The sequence below is a fragment of the Desulfovibrio sp. JC022 genome (genome assembly GCF_010470665.1).
Taxonomy (GTDB): domain Bacteria; phylum Desulfobacterota; class Desulfovibrionia; order Desulfovibrionales; family Desulfovibrionaceae; genus Maridesulfovibrio.
This window is the reverse complement of record NZ_VOPZ01000003.1, coordinates 325237-342237: the sequence shown is the minus strand read 5'-3', so window position 1 is coordinate 342237 and position 17001 is coordinate 325237. Positions and strand designations below refer to the sequence as shown.

Below are 17001 nucleotides of genomic sequence, written 5' to 3'. Positions count from 1 at the left end.
TCACTTAGATAAATATTGCAGATTTGGCAAGAAAATGCGTACGTCTGAAATAATTATCTGCCCTTTTTCACAAAAGCCGAGAGCCCTTCCGGCTCAAACTGCATTGCCCAGTTTAAACTCGCTAAGTGTATCACCAAGAGCAGCCATGCGTCCACCAAAGACGGCCGCAACATCACCAATCATAATGCTGCAAGCTTAAACCACGAAAGTGAACCCTGAATCACTTTTGTTTAAACAACAGCAGAACATATAAAATCAGCAAGTTACAACAAGAGCATATTCAAGAGCACTGACCAGCTCCCGCAGATGGCTCTTGTCTTCAATCCTGCCGCCATCCGGCCCTTCCACATGGAAGACATCAAAAACAGATTCTCCAGTGGTTGAAATACGGGCCATACGCAGGTCAATATTCATGCGCGAAAAGAATGCAGCCATATCATATAGAATCCCGGAACGATCCTGAGTAATAACCTCAATGAGAGTGCATTCCCCGCTTGATTCATTGTCAACACTGATCCGGGTGGGAACCCTGCCCGCAGCGGACTTGGACAGGAGGGAATTACGCTTCTTGTGCAAACGGTAATCAAGAGCCAGCCTTCCGGTCAGCGCGTACATGATGGACCGCTCCACTCTGGACCAAATATCGTCAGGACAATTTTCTGAAGGAGCTTCCACAATGAATACGTTCACTGCGGTTCCATCGGACCATGAAAAAATTTCAGCAGAAAGGATATTTACTGAATGCAGAGCCAACACCCCGCTCTGAGCTGCGAAAAGGAAATCCTGATCCTTGGCAGTAATCACGAGTTTGATACGCTTTTCGTCCTCAGTTTCAAAGGATCGGACCAGACTAAGCCCCAGCCCGCCCTTGCCCGCAGGTTTGCGGACCATATCCCGCTCATAAACCCGGTTGAACTCCAGCACCTGAAGCATGTGCAGCACAATTTCATCCGGGTCCTCAACCAACAGGTAACGTTCGGGCATACAGCCGATCAGGGATTCCAACAGCCCGGGATCAATCTGACCTGCGGCCCGCTCCCGGAGACCACGCAGGGTATCGCCAAGCTGCACACCGGGGTCAATTTCAGCAAAGGAATCATCGGTAAGAATCAATTCCAGACCGGCATAGATCTCCCGCAGCAGAGATTCACTCCACGAATTCCAGACCCGCGGCCCGGTTGCCATGGAGTCAGCCATAGAAAGAATAAAGAGCATACGCAACCTGCGCAGAGACCCCACCCGTTCAGCGATCTTGCCCAACGCCTCAACAGAACTGAGGTCAATGGCCCGGGATGAGCGAATTAAAAGCAGATGCTCACGCACCAGAAAAATAACATCTTCCTTAAAGCGATCGGGAAAATCAGTTCGAGAAAGAATTTCTTCCGCAATTACGGCTCCGCGTTCACTGTGATTACGTTTGCCCTTGCCGATGTCATGAAAAAAAGCTCCGAGGATCAATGCATCAAAATCTGATGCGCCAATGCATTTTCCGCCTTCGGAAAATTCATCACGGAAAATATCGCAGCATTTGTGGACAGTAAGCAGAGAATGCCTGCCCGGAGGATACTGGTGGTAACCATCATAAGGGACAAGATCCGCAACCTGTGAAAATTCGGGAAGGAATGATTTGAAAACCCCGCTGTCGAGCATTTCCACTGAAGCCAGCCAGCCAAATTCCCCCTTAAGAATATCAATGAGCATCTTCAAGGAACGGGTCAGGCTGATTCCCTCGGCTGAACCGATGGCTGAAACAGCCCGGCGGGACTCACGGGTCAAGGGCGCCCCGGTACGGGACTTTATACCGAAAACTTCCAGCCCGGATTTAAGTCCGGTCCCAAGCCCGACACTCGGGCGATGATCAATAAAAAAACGTGACTCAGCGTCAAATGATTCACGAAAAAGGCCATCACCCATGGAACGCACCCGAACCATGGCCTGATGGATGGACGTAAGCAGCTCGTTTCCACGCTTTGCCGGATCATAGCCTTTGAATCCGCAAAGAGAGGCAACATCCGGTAAAATTTCGAGGATAAGTTTGTCCTGCTTACGTTTACGCAACAGGTGCACCCCGCTACGGGCCTGCATGAGCAAGGCTTCGTCCTTACAAAGATCAACAAGATCGGTCTCATTCAGGGGAAAATAATCCCCCTTGATGTCCGCACACCAGCGGATAAACTGGACATCCCGCAAGGTACCCCAACCATTTTTCAAATCCGGCTCAAGCACCACTGAATCCATGCCCTTTCCGGTCTGGGATCGGTTCTCCCAAAGAATGCGGCAGAACTCTTCACCCGCGGCAGGAAGCACATCTTCCCTGAATTCATTAACCAGCCGCCTGAACGATTCATCGCGCCCGGCAATAAAACGCAGATCCAGAAGCGAGGCCAGCACCTTGAAATCGGACTTTGCCAATTCAAGATTCTGCTCCACAGAACGCACCCCGTGCCCCACATCAAACTTCAGGTCCCAGAGAGGATGAAAAAGAAAAGAAGCCAGCTCTTCAAGATCGTCATGAGCCGAGAGTTCAGTAAGGATAAGAACATCGATATCAGAAAAGGGAGCCAGTTGCCCGCGTCCGTAGCCGCCAACAGCCACAATAGAAAGATCTTCATGGGAAGATAGAATTCCTGCGAAAACCGCCTCCCTGATACGTGCCCTGAAATAACCGTCCACCAGCTCGCACATCTGCTGCGGAAAATCCCGCGGCATGCTTTTAGCGCATGCCGCGAGAAGTATTTCGCGTCCCGCCAGCAAGCGGTCTATGGAAGATTCAGGGATATTTCCGGCATTCATTTAAATGGCATCCGGCCCGGTCTCACCGGTGCGGATACGCACAACTTCTTCAACCGGGATAACAAATATCTTGCCGTCACCGACTTTTCCGGTTTTGGCTGCTTCACTGACCGCGTCAATGACTTCGGGAACCCGGTCAGCATCAACCACAATCTCAACCTTGGTCTTGGCAATGAAATCCACCTGATACTCGGCACCACGGTAGACTTCCTTGTGCCCTCCCTGACGTCCGAAACCTTTAACGTCAGTAACGGTCATGCCCTTGAGACCAAGAGCGGCAATGGCATCCTTCACATCATCGACCTTAAAAGGCCTTACAATTATTTCAATCTTTCTCATAAGAATTTATCCTGTCTTAACTATTAAGGAGTGCAGAGGGGGTTACCCCCTCTGCCCGCCGGAACCGAAATCAAATAATCAAAAAACGCGAAGCGCATCATCTTAATTCTAAATCTGGTATCCGGCTTCGCTGTGCTCCGAGACATCCAGCCCGGAGACTTCATCTTCCTCGGAAGGGCGCAAGCCGTAAAATTTATCGATCAGTTTAAACAGAACCCAGCTGACCGCAAAGCAGTATCCCCAAGTGGCGATACAGGATTCGATCTGAATCCAAAGCTGGGAAGCGTTACCATAGAACAGACCTTCCGCGCCTATGCTGGCAAAAAGCCCGGTGGCAATGGCACCGTAAGTTCCACCGAGACCGTGGATACCAACAACATCGAGAGAGTCATCATAGCCGAATTTTGTTTTCATGAGTACACCGCCGTAGCAGACCATACCACCGCCAAAACCAATGACAATTGAAGCCATGGGAGTGACAAATCCCGCAGCCGGAGTAATGGCCACCAGCCCGGCAACAGCACCTGATGCCGCACCGAGAGTTGTAGGTTTGCCGCCATGCATGGCTTCAACCAGCAACCAACCGAGAACCGCGGCAGCCGCAGCAAGATGAGTGGTAACAAAAGCATTGGCAGCCAGACCGTTGGCAGCAAGAGCGGAGCCGGCATTGAAGCCGAACCAGCCGAACCAGAGCATCCCGGCACCGAGCAGGGTCATGGGCAGGTTGTGGGGGATGAAAGGTTCACGTCCGTATCCTTTACGTTTGCCCATGACCAGACAGCCGGCAAGGGCTGCTGCTGCGGAACTCATGTGCACAACCGCACCGCCCGCGAAATCAAGGGCACCGTGATCCCCCATCCAGCCGCCGCCCCAGACCCAGTGGCACATGGGAGCATAAACAAGAACAACCCAGAAAGATGAAAAGACAAGCAAAGCCCCGAACTTCATACGCTCGGCAAAGGCCCCGGTGATCAGCGCGGGAGTGATAACCGCGAACATGCACTGAAATATCATGAATAAAAGATGAGGCAGGTTGTCGGCAGGACTCCCGGCTGTATCCATACCCACGCCGTTAAGGGCAAAGAAATCCATACCGCCGATGAGTCCGCCAATATCTGTACCAAAAGAAAGTGAATAACCGACTACAGTCCAGATGATCGAAACCAGCCCAAGCATGATAAAACTCTGCATAATTGTCGCCAGCACATTTTTGCTGCGCACCATACCGCCATAAAAAAGAGCCAGCCCCGGCGTCATGAACATGACCAGAGCCGCACAAATAAGAATGAAAGAAGTATCCGCCGAATTCATTTTTTGTTAACCCCTGCTGTTTTGAATCTGTTGTTTTTACATTTATGTCTTTCAGACAATGTTTTTTAGCCACTGTTTTTACAATTTTAGAAAATCAACCCTTCAAAAATGCATTTCTCATACTAGCCAAGCACTCTTTGTGCCAAAACAAGCGGATTAAACAAAAAAACAACCCAAAAAAACCACATAAAACATTTTTGCAAAAACAAGAGTAAAACCAATAAAGCTAAATAGAACTAAAAAACAATTTTAAAAAACACACAAAGCAAACCTTCTCAATTAATTCTTTCGCCCTACACACAAAACAAGCAATGACAACAGCGATTGACATCATATATAATATGATACACCTTCAACTAAATGAGATTGAATATCAAACACAGAGAGAACACATGAAAACAACAAAAACAATCGCACTGAGCATACTTGCCCTACTGCTGACCTGCTCAACAGTTTCGGCAGCAAAACTTCAAACAACAGTATCCATCGCACCCTTGAAATATTTTGTGGAGAAAATCGGAGGAGAAAAAGTAAAAGCAAATATCATGGTCAAACCGGGAAGCAGCCCGGCCACCTATGAACCGCAACCTCGCCAGATGGCCCTGCTAAGCAAATCAGAAATATACTTTGCTATCGGAGTACCTTTTGAGCGGGCATGGATCCCGCGCTTCAGATCTGCCAATGACAAACTCGAGATTATAAACCTTGGAAAAACTGTTGTTCATCAGACCATGAAAACACACGTTCATGACGAAGACGAACACAAACACCACAACGAACACGAAACAACCCAAATAACCGATCCGCACGTATGGCTTTCACCGCCACTGGTCAGAATCATCAGCCAGCAGATTAGAGACGTTTTGATTGAGCATGATCCCGCAAACACAGAAGCATACACCAGCAACTACCTGAATTTTGCAGCAGAAATAAACAAGCTGGATTCAGAATTACTGAACATATTCACCCCAAAAGGAGAAAGATTCAGTTTTATGGTCTACCACCCTTCATGGGGATACTTTGCCCGCACCTACGGCCTGAACCAGATCCCCATTGAACTTGAAGGCAAAGAACCAAGCCCCAAGGAACTGACTCAGCTGATAAAGTTTGCAAAGAAGAATTCAGTAAAAGCCATTTTTATCCAGCCCCAATTCTCACAAAAAAGCGCACGCGCCATAGCAAGCTCCATAGGAGCGGAAACATTGACTGCCGATCCGCTGGCCGAAGACTGGGCCGAAAACCTACGTCGCACCGCCGCAACTTTTATAAAAGAACGTTAAAAACAAAAATCCCGTTCGTCAGCTGACGAACGGGATTTTTCAAGGCGATTTTCCGACTGCTACAGCCGGACACAAAACTATTTAAAAACTAAGAACTCCCATCAAAGCAGTCATTACTGCAAATGGAGCGCGAAGTTTTATGGAAAAAGAACTCGTTACCGGCATTTCAGCCGAAAGTTTGCTGCGCAAGTCTTTAAATGCCAGATCCATCTCACGGTTATTATCCAACCTCTCTTTTCTGGCCTGCTTGGCTTCAGTTCTTAAGAGGGCCATATCTTCACGGTGCATGGACATAAGAGTTTCAACACTACTCATCAGGTCATCTCCATATATTCGAGGAATTGCGTCGAATTTGCATTTGAAAAGTTTATGGACCGGAGAGCCCGGAGGGGTCGGGGAGGTGGAGTGGGCTCTCCGGTCCATACTTGACTAACAAGCTACTCTCCATAAAGCACCTTCCGTGCCAAAAAACATTAAGACTTCCAGAGAGCACTGTTTAAAAGGACTTAGCCCATAAACAAGAGATCAGCCTCCATTGCTCAACGTGCAATTACTGTTGACCCAGCACTACTTTAACGATATTTAAAGATTATACCCAAATAATAATATCAACAAACGTGATTCACAACCCTTTATTATGACTATATCCATTAATGATTACAAGGCCCTTTCTCAAGAATTAGACCCGGAAAAGCTGCAAAAGCAAATTCTGGCCCTGCTGCTGAAACTGCAAAACGTTGAGCGAGGATCACTCTGGCTGAAACGCGACGACATGTACGAATGCGTCGAAGCCCTTGGAGAAAAAAGCGAAGACGTGAAGGGTATACAAATATCTCCGCAGGATCAGAGTATTGTGGGCTGGGTTATCCAGAACGACGAAATGACCATTGCCGAAGCCGGGGACTCACGACACTACAGTTCTCTGGAAAAAGATTTCAAAATCAAAAGTAAACTCATCCTCTGCTTTCCTCTTAGCCTCAAAGGACAAGAGGTATTCGGAGCGGTACAGGTCATCGACACCAGCACAGACGGGGAACAGCTCAATCTTGACCCCGGTTACCTGACCATGTTGCAGGATATGGTGGACATCGGCTCGATCTCTCTGAGCAACTCTCTGGAATTTCAAAAACAACGCATTGAATTCGCCCAGCTCAGCAGGACGTTAAGCAGCATCAGGAACAATAAAGCTATTGTAGGAAAGAGCCAATCAGTAAACAAGGCCCTTAAACTTGTTGAAAACTACGGAGCAACCAGTTACCCGGTCCTGCTTTACGGCGAATCCGGAACAGGTAAGGAGCTTTTTGCTGAAGAAATCCATGCCCAGAGTTCGCGGTCTCAAAAGCCGTTCCTGACCCAGAACTGTAGTGCCATCCCTGAAAACCTTCTGGAAAGTGAGCTGTTCGGTTATGTAAAAGGAGCCTTTACCGGGGCCACCAGCAACAAATCCGGACTGTTCGAAGCTGCGGACGGAGGCACTGTATTCCTCGATGAAATCGGGGATATGGATGTAAACCTGCAAGCCAAACTGCTGCGTGTGTTGCAGGAAAACGAGATCAAACCCCTTGGGGGAACCCAGACCAAGAAAATTGATATCCGCATCATCTCCGCCACCAACCGCAATCTTGAAGAAGACGTACGTTCAGGCAGATTCAGGGAAGATCTATATTACCGGCTCAATGTACTGCCTCTCAAACTACCCGCCCTGCGTGAACGCAAAGAAGACATCCATCTGCTGACCGGACACTTTTTAAACCGCGAAGCATCCCATAGCCACATGCTGCCCAAAAACATGTCCGACAAGGCCATGACCGCCATGAAAAATTACAACTGGCCGGGAAATATCCGTGAACTGGAAAACATGGTCAAGCAGTTTCAGGCCATGGTTCCCGGTGACACCATTTCCATAAAAGACCTCCCTTTGCACATAGTACATCCCAATGCCAAACCACCTGTAGAACAACCCGAAATAAAGCACGATGAAACCCCAAACATACCAAAAGAACCGCAAGAAGATCTCAGCGAGTTGACCTGGCAGGAAATGGAATACACTTATGTGATGAAACTGCTGGATAGATTCCGCTGGAACATCAGCCGGGCCGCACGAGCAGCAAATATCAACCGCTCCACCTTTGATTCACGCATGAGAAAGCTGGGGATCAGTAAAAACGGGTAACGCCTCCGTAAATAAGAAAGTAAAAACCGCTCACCAAACACATCAAACCGCTGACGGTAAAAGCTCTGGACTCCGACATTGGCGGGGTGCTAGATAAATGGATGGATCACATCATTATATAATACCGATTACCAGCCTCCCGCATGAAACGGGGGAAGAACTCAAGGATTTACCAGATGCTCCTTCTCGGAATTGATGTCGGCGGAACCCATACAGACGCAGTTGCCATAGGGCCTGACGGACTGGAGGCGCAAGTCAAGGTTGCCACCCGGCATGACAATCTGCTCTCCTCCATCAGGGACAGCCTTGGAGAAATTGTCCGCCACACGGACCCGGCCCGCATAAAACAACTGAACCTGTCCACCACCCTGTCCACCAACTCCATTGTGGAAGGAAACTATGAAGACGTAGGCGTCATTGTCTCAGCAGGACCGGGGCTTGATCCCCATTCGTTCATGACCTGCAAAGACTTCCACGTCATCCCCGGATCACTGGACCATCGCGGATCGGAAACCAAACGTCTGGACAATCTTTCTCTTGAAGAAGCAATCGCATCCTGCCGCAATGCCGGAATCAAGGTTTACGCCGCAGTCACAAAATTTTCCCCCCGCAATCCGGCCCATGAAAAATCCATTGAGCTGGCAATCGGCGATAATTCGGATTTCACAACTTTAGGGCACCAGCTCACCGGAAGGCTCAACTTCCCGCGCCGCATTTCCACCGCCTTCTATAATTGCGCGGTCTGGCGGGTCTTCAACAAATTTGCCGATGCCATCGCCGACACCCTTGATGAAATGGGCCTTGGACATATCAAGGTCAATATTCTTAAAGCGGATGGCGGGACCATGCCGCTGGACCTCTCGCGCAAGGTTCCGGTGCAATCCATTTTTTCCGGTCCGGCAGCAAGTGTCATGGGCATCATCGCCCTGTGTAATATCACCCATGATTCCATCATTTACGACATCGGCGGAACCACCACCGACATCGCCATTTTTGCCGGGGGCAGCCCGCTCATTGAACAGGAAGGTATCCACATCGGTTCCCACCCCACCCTTGTGCGGGCCCTGAAGGTCCACTCCATCGGCATCGGCGGGGATTCAGCCATTTCAATGCTTAATGAAAAAGTCCGGGTCGGCCCCAACCGTCTCGGGCCTTCAATAGCTTTCGGGGGCGAAACTCCCACTTTGACTGACGCCCTGATCTGGAAAGAATCCTGCGATTGCGGTAATATTGAACGTTCCAAAACAGGCTTCACCGCCTTTGCCGCCAAGAACGGTCTTGAACCGGACGAGCTTGCGGATCAGGCCATCGGGTACGCCGTGGATAAAATCCACGATTCCACCCGCTCCCTTGTGGATGAAATCAACCAGCAGCCGGTTTATACCATCCATGAACTGCTGGAGAACCGGAAGATCATTCCCCGCAAAATTTACATTATGGGTGGCCCGGCACAGGCCATGAAGATGGACGTCTTCCGCAAATTCCGCCTTTCCACCGAAGTGCCGGAAAACTACGATGTGGCCAATGCCATCGGCGCGGCCCTGACCCGTACCACCACCGAGCTGGAACTTTTCGCCGACACCGAACGCGGACTCATGTTCATTCCCTCCTTGGGGCATCGCGAGAACATCCCCCGCAATTACAAACTCGAAGACGCGGAAAAGGATGCCATGAACCATCTACTGGCCCATCTCGGCGAGATGCATGTGGCATCGGACGGTTCTAATGCCCAGATCACCAGCTCTTCATCGTTCAATATGGTCAACGGGGCCAGCACTGTAGGCCGCAATATCAGGGTCAAATGCCAGATCAAACCCGGCGTGGACCGGACATATTCATAAACGGAGTCAATAATGCTCAAGGCTGACAACAGTCTGGGAATCATATTTTTCCCCGCCTTTGACTGGGCCATATCCCCCACCCACCCGGAACGGGAGGAAAGGCTGCTCTACACTCAGGACCAGCTGCGCGAGGAAGGTCTCTTCGACATCGAAGGTATCCGCGAATACAAGCCCGAAGTGGCTTGCAGCGAAGATATTGAACGGGTCCACTTCTGCTTTCCCGAAGCCGAGGCCGTTGCCACCCGCTCACACTGCATTTCTGCTGGTGGCGCCATCAAGGCAGCCAAGCTGGTTATGGAAGGAGAACGGGAACGTGCTTTCGCCCTCGTACGTCCTCCGGGACACCACGCCATGAAGACAGTGCAGGGTTCACGCGGATTCTGCGCCATCAACATCGAAGCAATCATGTGCGAATACATCCGTGAAAATTACGGTCCCAAACGCATCGCCATTGTGGATACCGACTGCCACCACGGGGACGGCACACAGGATGTCTACTGGCACGACCCGGACACCCTGTTCATCTCCCTGCATCAGGACGGGCGCACCCTTTATCCGGGCACAGGATTCCCCAAAGAATCAGGCGGCCCCAAAGCTCTTGGGCGCACGGTAAATATCCCCCTGCCCCCCGGAACTTCCGATGACGGGTTCATGATGGTGATGGAAAAAGCAGTCATGCCCATTCTTGAAGATTTCAAGCCGGACCTGATTATCAACTCTGCCGGACAGGACAACCATTTCACCGACCCGATCACCAACATGAATTTCTCGGCGCAGGGATACGCCGCGCTCAATTCCATGCTCAAGCCGGACATTGCCGTACTTGAGGGAGGATACGCCATTCAGGGAGCACTGCCCTACGTAAACCTCGGCATCAGTCTGGCTATGGCCGGGGTAGATTATTCCCACGTACGCGAGCCGGGTTTTAACCCCAAGACACTCAAGGAATCCGAAGAGGTCATGAATTACATCGCGACCATCTGCGAAGGGGTAAAGGAGATCTATTTCAATCCGCCGGCTGAAAGCAGCGAAGGTGTGGTCAGTGGTAACTGGTCCGTGCGGCATCGCAATATTTTCTACGACACCGAAGGATTCACCGAATCCCAGACCGAATCCTTACTGCTCTGCAATAACTGCCGGGGTCTGCTCAAAGTGGAAACTCAGCGCGAGGGCGGTCCCATGGGCTTCGGGCTGGAAATCCCGGCGGCGGCCTGTGACTCCTGCCGCAATCAGGGTTACTCGCTGCTCGAAGAAGCTCAGGTCAAGAGCCGTTACCGCTACATCCAGCTCATCAACCGCAAGGACAAGGATTACCTGCGCTACGGATTTTGAACAAAGAAAAGAAAGCTCCTCAGGTTGTGAGGGGAATGCCTCCCGGCGGGCCCTCCGGGGGCTTAAACCCTTTTTGTAAAAAGGGGTGAGCCTCAGGACGAGGCGAATCAAAACTTTTGTTAGGCTTCGCCGTTTTAATTTCCTTTTTTAGTCAGTTAAATAAGAAGCGGGCAAATCCGAATGGATTTGCCCGCTTCTATTTTTACCTGTTTAGAACTCTTATTTGTTCTGCATCCCATGGATAATATCGGAGAGATTCTCGGCCAACTGGGCCAGCTTTTCAATGGCCTCGGCTGATTCCACCATGGCCTGTTCGGTCTCGCTGGAGATGCGGCTGACCTCTTCAGTGGAGCGGTTGATCTGCTCACTGGCTGCGGCCTGCTGCTCAGCGGCAGTGGCAATGGACCTGATCCGGTCAGAAGTCTCTTCAGACATAGAGACAATCCGGGCCAGTGCATCACCGGACTCACCGGCAAGCTCGGTACTGCGGGTTACCGACTCGACTGCGGTTTCAGTAGCCCGTACATTGGTCTTCGCTCCATTTTGAATATCTCCCACAGCCTTATGAACTTCAGCGGTTGCCTGCACGGTCTTTTCCGCCAGTTTGCGAACCTCATCGGCAACAACAGCAAATCCGCGTCCGGCCTCACCGGCACGGGCAGCCTCGATAGCCGCATTCAGAGCCAGCAGGTTGGTCTGGTCCGCAATATCTTCAATCACGCCCAGCACGTTACCGATGGCCTCGGCCTTGACATCCAGATCTTCCATGGAAGCTTTCAGGGAATTTGCCTGACCGGAAACCTCATCAATGGCACTGACAACCCCGGCCACGGTATCCTCGCCTTTTTCCGCATCAGCTTTTGCTTTGTCCGCATCACTCGCAGCTTCCTGCGCATGACGGGCAACCTCAAAAACAGTAGCGTTCATTTCTTCCATGGCAGTAGCAGCCTGCCCGGCCTCTTCACTCTGGACCATGGCCCCCTTGCGGGCCTCACCGACCAGTCCGCGCAGCTGCTCAGCGGCACTGCTGAGGTCATAAACAACTGAGTTAGCCTGATCAGCAGCCTTTGCAATCAGCTCATTCTGCTCAAGGATATGTGCTTCGCGCTGCTTAAGCTCGGTGGTGTTTATATATAAACAGCAACCGCCGATAACATTGCCCACCACATCGTGCAGAGGGAAAAGGTTGGCCAGCACGTTGATGTCACTACCATCAACATGTTTAAAGATAACCTCCCGGTTCATGGCCCGAGTATCATCATCCATACAATGCCCGATAAGGGACTTACGGTCATCGTGGTAAAAAATCTGGGAAATCATACGCCCGTGATAGGATTCCGGCTGCTCGCTGGAGCCGATCATCTCGAGACATTCTTTATTGAGAAAGTTGATATGCTCCTTGAGATCTACAATACAGCAGCCAAGGGGCAACCCTTCAAGAATACTAGTGCTGAAGCCCAGACGTTCTTTATAGACATCACTCAACTCGCTGATCACAGCGCGCAAGCCATCGAGACCGGGGCTGGTACATTTATCAGCATCCGAGTATTCGCCTTTGATCACAAGGTCAGCAAAATTAGTGATACATTGCACAGGCCGGACGACCTGCGTTTTAAGAATGGTAAAAAATCCGATTCCCAGCAAAGCCAGAATAGCTATTAACCCGGAAGCCAGTCCGGTTAAAGCCCAAGGCTCATTACTGTAAACAGTCAAGATTACGCCGCATAGAATCGCAGCGACAACAAACACCCCAAAATAAATTCCCGCAAGAACACGCAGAAATTTTCCATTTCCATTATCCATGTCAGCTCTCCCTGAACAGCTTGTAGACACCTCTTCCAAAGTATCCAAAAAACTCCAGCGTCATCCTCTCCCACGATCGTACTGCCCTAGGGACAATCTTTAATTCATTCCCCAACGAATTCTAACCGGGACAATTGATAACAGCTGGGCCATATTTCAAGCCTTCAAAGCCGAACCTTCTTAAAACCTCGCAAGGACACTACTAAGATGTTTATAAGAACTTGTCTAGATGCCCAAATAATCAAAAACAAGAACGGGAGTCTGGAATAACTCCAAACTCCCGCAATATATTCTTAAGACCCGAGTATTTATTTTTTACTTACAATCAAACCAACACACCAGTTCATGATTCTAAATCATTATATCCGCAAGGGTACCAAGAAACAGCAACACGGATATAACCCCGTTCATGGCAAAAAAAGCCATATTTACCCGGCTCATATCATCGGCAGAAATAACCTGATGCTCAAAAAGAAGGATTCCGCCCACAACAGCGAGGGTTGAAAAGTAAATCCAGCCCAGTCCGGCAGCAAGCCCCGCCAGTGCGAAAAAGATAACCGTATTCACATGACTGAAAGTGGAAATGGTCAGAGCTTTATGAATGCCAAGATTGGCCGGAACAGAATTAAGTCCCCGGTTGCGGTCAAACTTTCGATCCTGCGTAGCGTAGAGGATATCGAATCCAGCCACCCAGAACATCACACCGAAGAAGAACAGAATCGCGGGCAGGGAAAAATTAGGATCAACACAAAGCCAGCCTGCCACCGGGGCAAGACCAAGAACCGAGCCGAGCACAAAGTGGCAAAGCATGGTGAACCGTTTGGTCAGGGAATAAAAAGCGGACCACCCCAGTGCGAAATATGAAAGCTTGTAGCAAAGTTCATTCATCCCCTTACAGGCGAAAACAAAGACAACCGCACAAACTACTATAAAACAAAAAGTAAAAAATGGAGTCAACTCCCCGGTAACAAGCGGGCGGGTCCGGGTTCGCGGGTTTTCGCTGTCGATATTAATATCAAAGAGTCTGTTCACCGCCATGGCAAAAGAGCGCACTGCCACCATTGCGACAGTCAGCAGGGCAAAGGGTTTGATTCCGGCCCATGCTCCAGTGGCAAGAAAATAGCCCATATATGCAAACGGCAGAGCAAAAATGGAATGCTCAATCTTGATCATCCGGCAGACCAGAATTGTATTTTCCCACAACTTCTTCAAGTATTTGCAAAGAATATCCTTCAAAACCCCACTCCTTTATCTTTTACCCAATGTTAGCACCCTAAAATTTCTCAATCAGCACTGCGCCGACAATAACCAGCAATGCCCCGGCAATTCGGCCCGGCGAAGCCTCCCGCACGGCATACCCTATGATACCATAGTGGTCCAGCAGAAGGGATGCAACCATCTGCCCGGCAACCATCCAGCACATCATGGTCCCGGCCCCAAGCACCGGAGCAACAACAATTGCCGCAGCCACAAAAAAAGCGCCCATAAAACCGCCGGTCCACATCCACCATGGGCCTTTAAACACAGCAGAACCTTCGGGAAGGGGAACTTTGGTAAAGTACGCATAAGCCAGCAGGCTCAGCGTCCCCACAGTAAAAGATACAATGGCCGCCAGAACCGGATCTCCCACAAAACCACGCAACTTCAGATTCACCCCGGCCTGAGTAGGCGCCAAGGCACCGAAGAGAAAAGACATAATGATGAAAAACAGACGCATGAACTACCCTCTATTTAATTGCTCGCACACGATACATTGACATAGCCGCAAACACAATAAAGCCCGCTGAAAGAATCTTCCAGCGGGCTAAATAATCAATATTCAATCTAACTTATTTCAAAGTAACAAGACCGTAGTTCTTTTTACCTTTACGGATCAACATGCATTCGCCGCCGATGAAATCACCATCACCGGGCACGTAATCGAAATCTGCTACACGCTCATTGTTGATGTAAAGTCCGCCGCCCTTGATATCCTTACGGGCCTGACCTTTGGATTTAACCATACCCAGATCCAGCAGAATCTGGGGCAGGTCGGGCAGGTCGCTTTTAGCGTACTCAACTCCGGGAGCGGCTTCCATGGCACCGCGCAGGGTTGCGGCATCAACGGATTTGATGTCGCCCTTACCGAACAGTGCTGCGGTTGCGGCCTGAACTTTTTCCAACTCTTCCTTACCGTGGATCATAATGGTGGTCTCTTCGGCAAGACGCTTGTGAGCTGCACGCATGTGCGGAGCTTCTTCGTGTTCTTTGGCTATTTCCGCAATTTCTTCCTCGGTAAGGAAAGTGAAATACTTAAGGAAATTGATCACATCGCGGTCATCGGTGTTGATCCAGAACTGATAAAATGTGTAAGGGGAAGTCATTTCAGCATTCAAATAAACGGCGTTACCTTCACTCTTACCGAACTTCTGACCGGATGCAGTGGTGATCAGCGGAAAGGTTACCGCGTACCCTTCACCCTGTGCCTTACGACGGATCAGTTCGCAACCTGCGGTGATGTTGCCCCACTGGTCGCCGCCGCCGATCTGGAGCTGGCAGCCCTTCTCCTGAAAAAGATGGTAGAAGTCGTAGCCCTGAAGGATCATGTAACTGAATTCGGTGTAGGAGATACCCACATCATCACGACCGAAACGGCCCTTCACTGACTCTTTAGCCATCATCCAGTTGATGGTGAAATGCTTACCAACGTCGCGGAGCATATCAAGAAAAGAAATCTCTTTCATCCAGTCGTAGTTATTCACAACATCGGCTTTCTCTCCGGTGTTGCGTTCAACAAATGCTTCGATCTGGTTCTTGATGTTTGCGGCCTGAGATTCAATCTTCTCAATGGAAGAAAATTCCCTTTCCTTATCCTTACCGCTGGGATCACCGACACGTCCGGTCGCACCGCCGAGCAGGAACAGGGGATTGTGTCCGGCACGCTTCATACGCACGAGGCAAAGCAGGGGAACAAGGTTACCGATATGCAGGCTGTCGGCAGTGGGGTCGAAGCCGCAATACATGTACTGACCGGAGGAATCCAGATACTCGCGTACCTTCTCTTCGTCAGATACCTGATTGATCAGCCCTCGCCACTTTAGTTCATCATAAATGTTCATTTGGTTAAACCTCTTTAAGAATGTATTTATTTGCCTGCATTAGGCTTTTTATGCCTTCGGCGACCCTGCCGGGGGCCTTAAACCCTTTTTGAAAAAAGGGTTTAAGAATCCCAAAAACTTTTATTAAGCTTCGCTGGTGTGAATCGAAGATAGACAATATTTTTATAGAAATATTATTATACAATCATGCGGCCGGAGTTGTATGTCTCAATTGAGACAGTTCGGCCTGTTTCTTCATCTATTTCCAGCAGCACGCCCTGTAATTCAACGGGGCCGCCCGCCACTTTCCATTTCTGGGGCAATCCGGTCACAAATCTTTTGATTACCGGATTGGGACTTAGGCCCAGACAGGATTCAATGGGGCCGCACATACCTGCGTCGGTGATATAGCCTGTTCCGTTCTCAAAAATACGGGCATCGTTAGTCTGCACATGGGTGTGTGTTCCCAGCATGGCACTAATCCGACCATCAAGGTAACGCCCGAGGCTCTGCTTCTCTGAAGTGGCCTCGGCATGAAAATCGACCAGCCTGATTTTAATTTCAGGGTCAATTTCCTCTAAAATTTTGTCTGCATACTTGAACGGACATTCCACCGGGTCCATAAAAACCCGTCCTTGCAGATTGATCACCGCAACGGGCACTTCATCACGGACCATGAAAGAAGTCCAGCCCCTTCCACGGGTTCCTTCCGGCAGGTTAGCCGGACGCACAATTCGATCACTGGTTTTCAAAAAAGCATAAATATTACTGAATTTCCAGATATGATTGCCCGAGGTAAGAATATCAATCCCATACTCCAGCAACTGCTGGGCATTCTTGATCGAAAGGCCGACACCCTGAGACCCGTTTTCCCCATTAGCAATAATCAGATCAAGATTCAGTTCTTCGCGAAGAATTTTAACTTTAGCTGCAATTGCTTTGCGTCCGGGCCTACCGAATATGTCACCGAGAAAAAGTATACGCATGGGATAATCTTAATTTGAAAACAGCTTCACCAGAGACGGCAAAGGCTAAAGGTAACAGGCAACTTA

Annotated in this window: 13 protein-coding genes; 4 read left to right on the top strand and 9 right to left on the bottom strand. The window is 49.8% G+C overall.

The genetic code is table 11. From position 1 onward, the window contains the following. Positions 1-255 precede the first annotated feature (255 nt). From FMS18_RS06705 to FMS18_RS06695, 3 genes are all read right to left on the bottom strand, one after another. Positions 256-2793 carry an ACT domain-containing protein gene (locus FMS18_RS06705; protein ID WP_163292967.1) on the bottom strand — a complete coding sequence of 846 codons (2538 nt, stop codon included), beginning with the start codon at positions 2791-2793 and terminating at the stop codon, positions 256-258. Beyond that, positions 2794-3132 (bottom strand): P-II family nitrogen regulator, encoded by a 339-nt coding sequence (locus tag FMS18_RS06700; protein ID WP_163292966.1) that lies wholly within the window; start codon positions 3130-3132, stop codon positions 2794-2796. Between the two features lie 108 nt (positions 3133-3240). Beyond that, the gene (locus FMS18_RS06695; RefSeq protein ID WP_163292965.1) at positions 3241-4443 is read right to left on the bottom strand and encodes an ammonium transporter; all 1203 of its coding nucleotides are present in this window, start codon (positions 4441-4443) and stop codon (positions 3241-3243) included. A gap of 392 nt (positions 4444-4835) precedes the next feature. Between FMS18_RS06695 and FMS18_RS06690 the strand changes: the two genes are divergently transcribed. Beyond that, positions 4836-5723, top strand: a complete 888-nt coding sequence (locus FMS18_RS06690; RefSeq protein ID WP_163292964.1) for a metal ABC transporter solute-binding protein, Zn/Mn family — start codon at positions 4836-4838, stop codon at positions 5721-5723. 81 nt (positions 5724-5804) lie between these two features. Here FMS18_RS06690 and FMS18_RS06685 read toward each other — a convergent pair whose 3' ends face one another. After that, on the bottom strand, positions 5805-6038 hold the full coding sequence (locus FMS18_RS06685) for a hypothetical protein (protein WP_163292963.1): 234 nt from the start codon (positions 6036-6038) through the stop codon (positions 5805-5807). A 322-nt stretch (positions 6039-6360) separates the two neighbouring features. On the opposite strand from FMS18_RS06685, the gene FMS18_RS06680 reads away from it, so the two are divergent. The 3 genes from FMS18_RS06680 to FMS18_RS06670 all read left to right on the top strand — a co-directional run bounded on the left by FMS18_RS06680 (position 6361) and on the right by FMS18_RS06670 (position 11069). Next, the gene (locus FMS18_RS06680; protein ID WP_163292962.1) at positions 6361-7896 is read left to right on the top strand and encodes a sigma-54-dependent Fis family transcriptional regulator; all 1536 of its coding nucleotides are present in this window, start codon (positions 6361-6363) and stop codon (positions 7894-7896) included. A gap of 176 nt (positions 7897-8072) precedes the next feature. Further along, positions 8073-9737: a hydantoinase/oxoprolinase family protein gene (locus FMS18_RS06675; RefSeq protein WP_163292961.1), complete on the top strand. Its 1665-nt coding sequence runs from the start codon at positions 8073-8075 to the stop codon at positions 9735-9737. A gap of 12 nt (positions 9738-9749) precedes the next feature. Beyond that, the gene (locus FMS18_RS06670; protein ID WP_163292960.1) at positions 9750-11069 is read left to right on the top strand and encodes a histone deacetylase; all 1320 of its coding nucleotides are present in this window, start codon (positions 9750-9752) and stop codon (positions 11067-11069) included. A gap of 219 nt (positions 11070-11288) precedes the next feature. Here FMS18_RS06670 and FMS18_RS06665 read toward each other — a convergent pair whose 3' ends face one another. The 5 genes from FMS18_RS06665 to FMS18_RS06645 all read right to left on the bottom strand — a co-directional run bounded on the left by FMS18_RS06665 (position 11289) and on the right by FMS18_RS06645 (position 16935). After that, positions 11289-12872, bottom strand: a complete 1584-nt coding sequence (locus FMS18_RS06665; RefSeq protein WP_163292959.1) for a methyl-accepting chemotaxis protein — start codon at positions 12870-12872, stop codon at positions 11289-11291. Positions 12873-13223: 351 nt separating this feature from the next. Beyond that, positions 13224-14108 carry a 4-hydroxybenzoate octaprenyltransferase gene (locus FMS18_RS06660; RefSeq protein ID WP_203544547.1) on the bottom strand — a complete coding sequence of 295 codons (885 nt, stop codon included), beginning with the start codon at positions 14106-14108 and terminating at the stop codon, positions 13224-13226. A 37-nt stretch (positions 14109-14145) separates the two neighbouring features. Next, positions 14146-14589, bottom strand: a complete 444-nt coding sequence (locus FMS18_RS06655) for a DMT family transporter (protein WP_163292958.1) — start codon at positions 14587-14589, stop codon at positions 14146-14148. A 112-nt stretch (positions 14590-14701) separates the two neighbouring features. Continuing rightward, positions 14702-15970: a tyrosine--tRNA ligase gene (gene tyrS / locus FMS18_RS06650; RefSeq protein WP_163292957.1), complete on the bottom strand. Its 1269-nt coding sequence runs from the start codon at positions 15968-15970 to the stop codon at positions 14702-14704. A 176-nt stretch (positions 15971-16146) separates the two neighbouring features. Next, positions 16147-16935: a TIGR00282 family metallophosphoesterase gene (locus tag FMS18_RS06645; RefSeq protein ID WP_163292956.1), complete on the bottom strand. Its 789-nt coding sequence runs from the start codon at positions 16933-16935 to the stop codon at positions 16147-16149. Between the last annotated feature and the right edge of the window lie 66 nt (positions 16936-17001).

Excerpts from the sequence above, each read along its gene's own strand:
- FMS18_RS06705 (WP_163292967.1), bottom strand. The coding sequence starts at position 2,793 with ATGAATGCCGGAAATATCCCTGAATCTTCCATAGACCGCTTGCTGGCG.
- FMS18_RS06700 (WP_163292966.1), bottom strand. The coding sequence starts at position 3,132 with ATGAGAAAGATTGAAATAATTGTAAGGCCTTTTAAGGTCGATGATGTG.
- FMS18_RS06695 (WP_163292965.1), bottom strand. The coding sequence starts at position 4,443 with ATGAATTCGGCGGATACTTCTTTCATTCTTATTTGTGCGGCTCTGGTC.
- FMS18_RS06690 (WP_163292964.1), top strand. The coding sequence starts at position 4,836 with ATGAAAACAACAAAAACAATCGCACTGAGCATACTTGCCCTACTGCTG.
- FMS18_RS06685 (WP_163292963.1), bottom strand. The coding sequence starts at position 6,038 with ATGAGTAGTGTTGAAACTCTTATGTCCATGCACCGTGAAGATATGGCC.
- FMS18_RS06680 (WP_163292962.1), top strand. The coding sequence starts at position 6,361 with ATGACTATATCCATTAATGATTACAAGGCCCTTTCTCAAGAATTAGAC.
- FMS18_RS06675 (WP_163292961.1), top strand. The coding sequence starts at position 8,073 with ATGCTCCTTCTCGGAATTGATGTCGGCGGAACCCATACAGACGCAGTT.
- FMS18_RS06670 (WP_163292960.1), top strand. The coding sequence starts at position 9,750 with ATGCTCAAGGCTGACAACAGTCTGGGAATCATATTTTTCCCCGCCTTT.
- FMS18_RS06665 (WP_163292959.1), bottom strand. The coding sequence starts at position 12,872 with ATGGATAATGGAAATGGAAAATTTCTGCGTGTTCTTGCGGGAATTTAT.
- FMS18_RS06655 (WP_163292958.1), bottom strand. The coding sequence starts at position 14,589 with ATGCGTCTGTTTTTCATCATTATGTCTTTTCTCTTCGGTGCCTTGGCG.
- tyrS (WP_163292957.1), bottom strand. The coding sequence starts at position 15,970 with ATGAACATTTATGATGAACTAAAGTGGCGAGGGCTGATCAATCAGGTA.
- FMS18_RS06645 (WP_163292956.1), bottom strand. The coding sequence starts at position 16,935 with ATGCGTATACTTTTTCTCGGTGACATATTCGGTAGGCCCGGACGCAAA.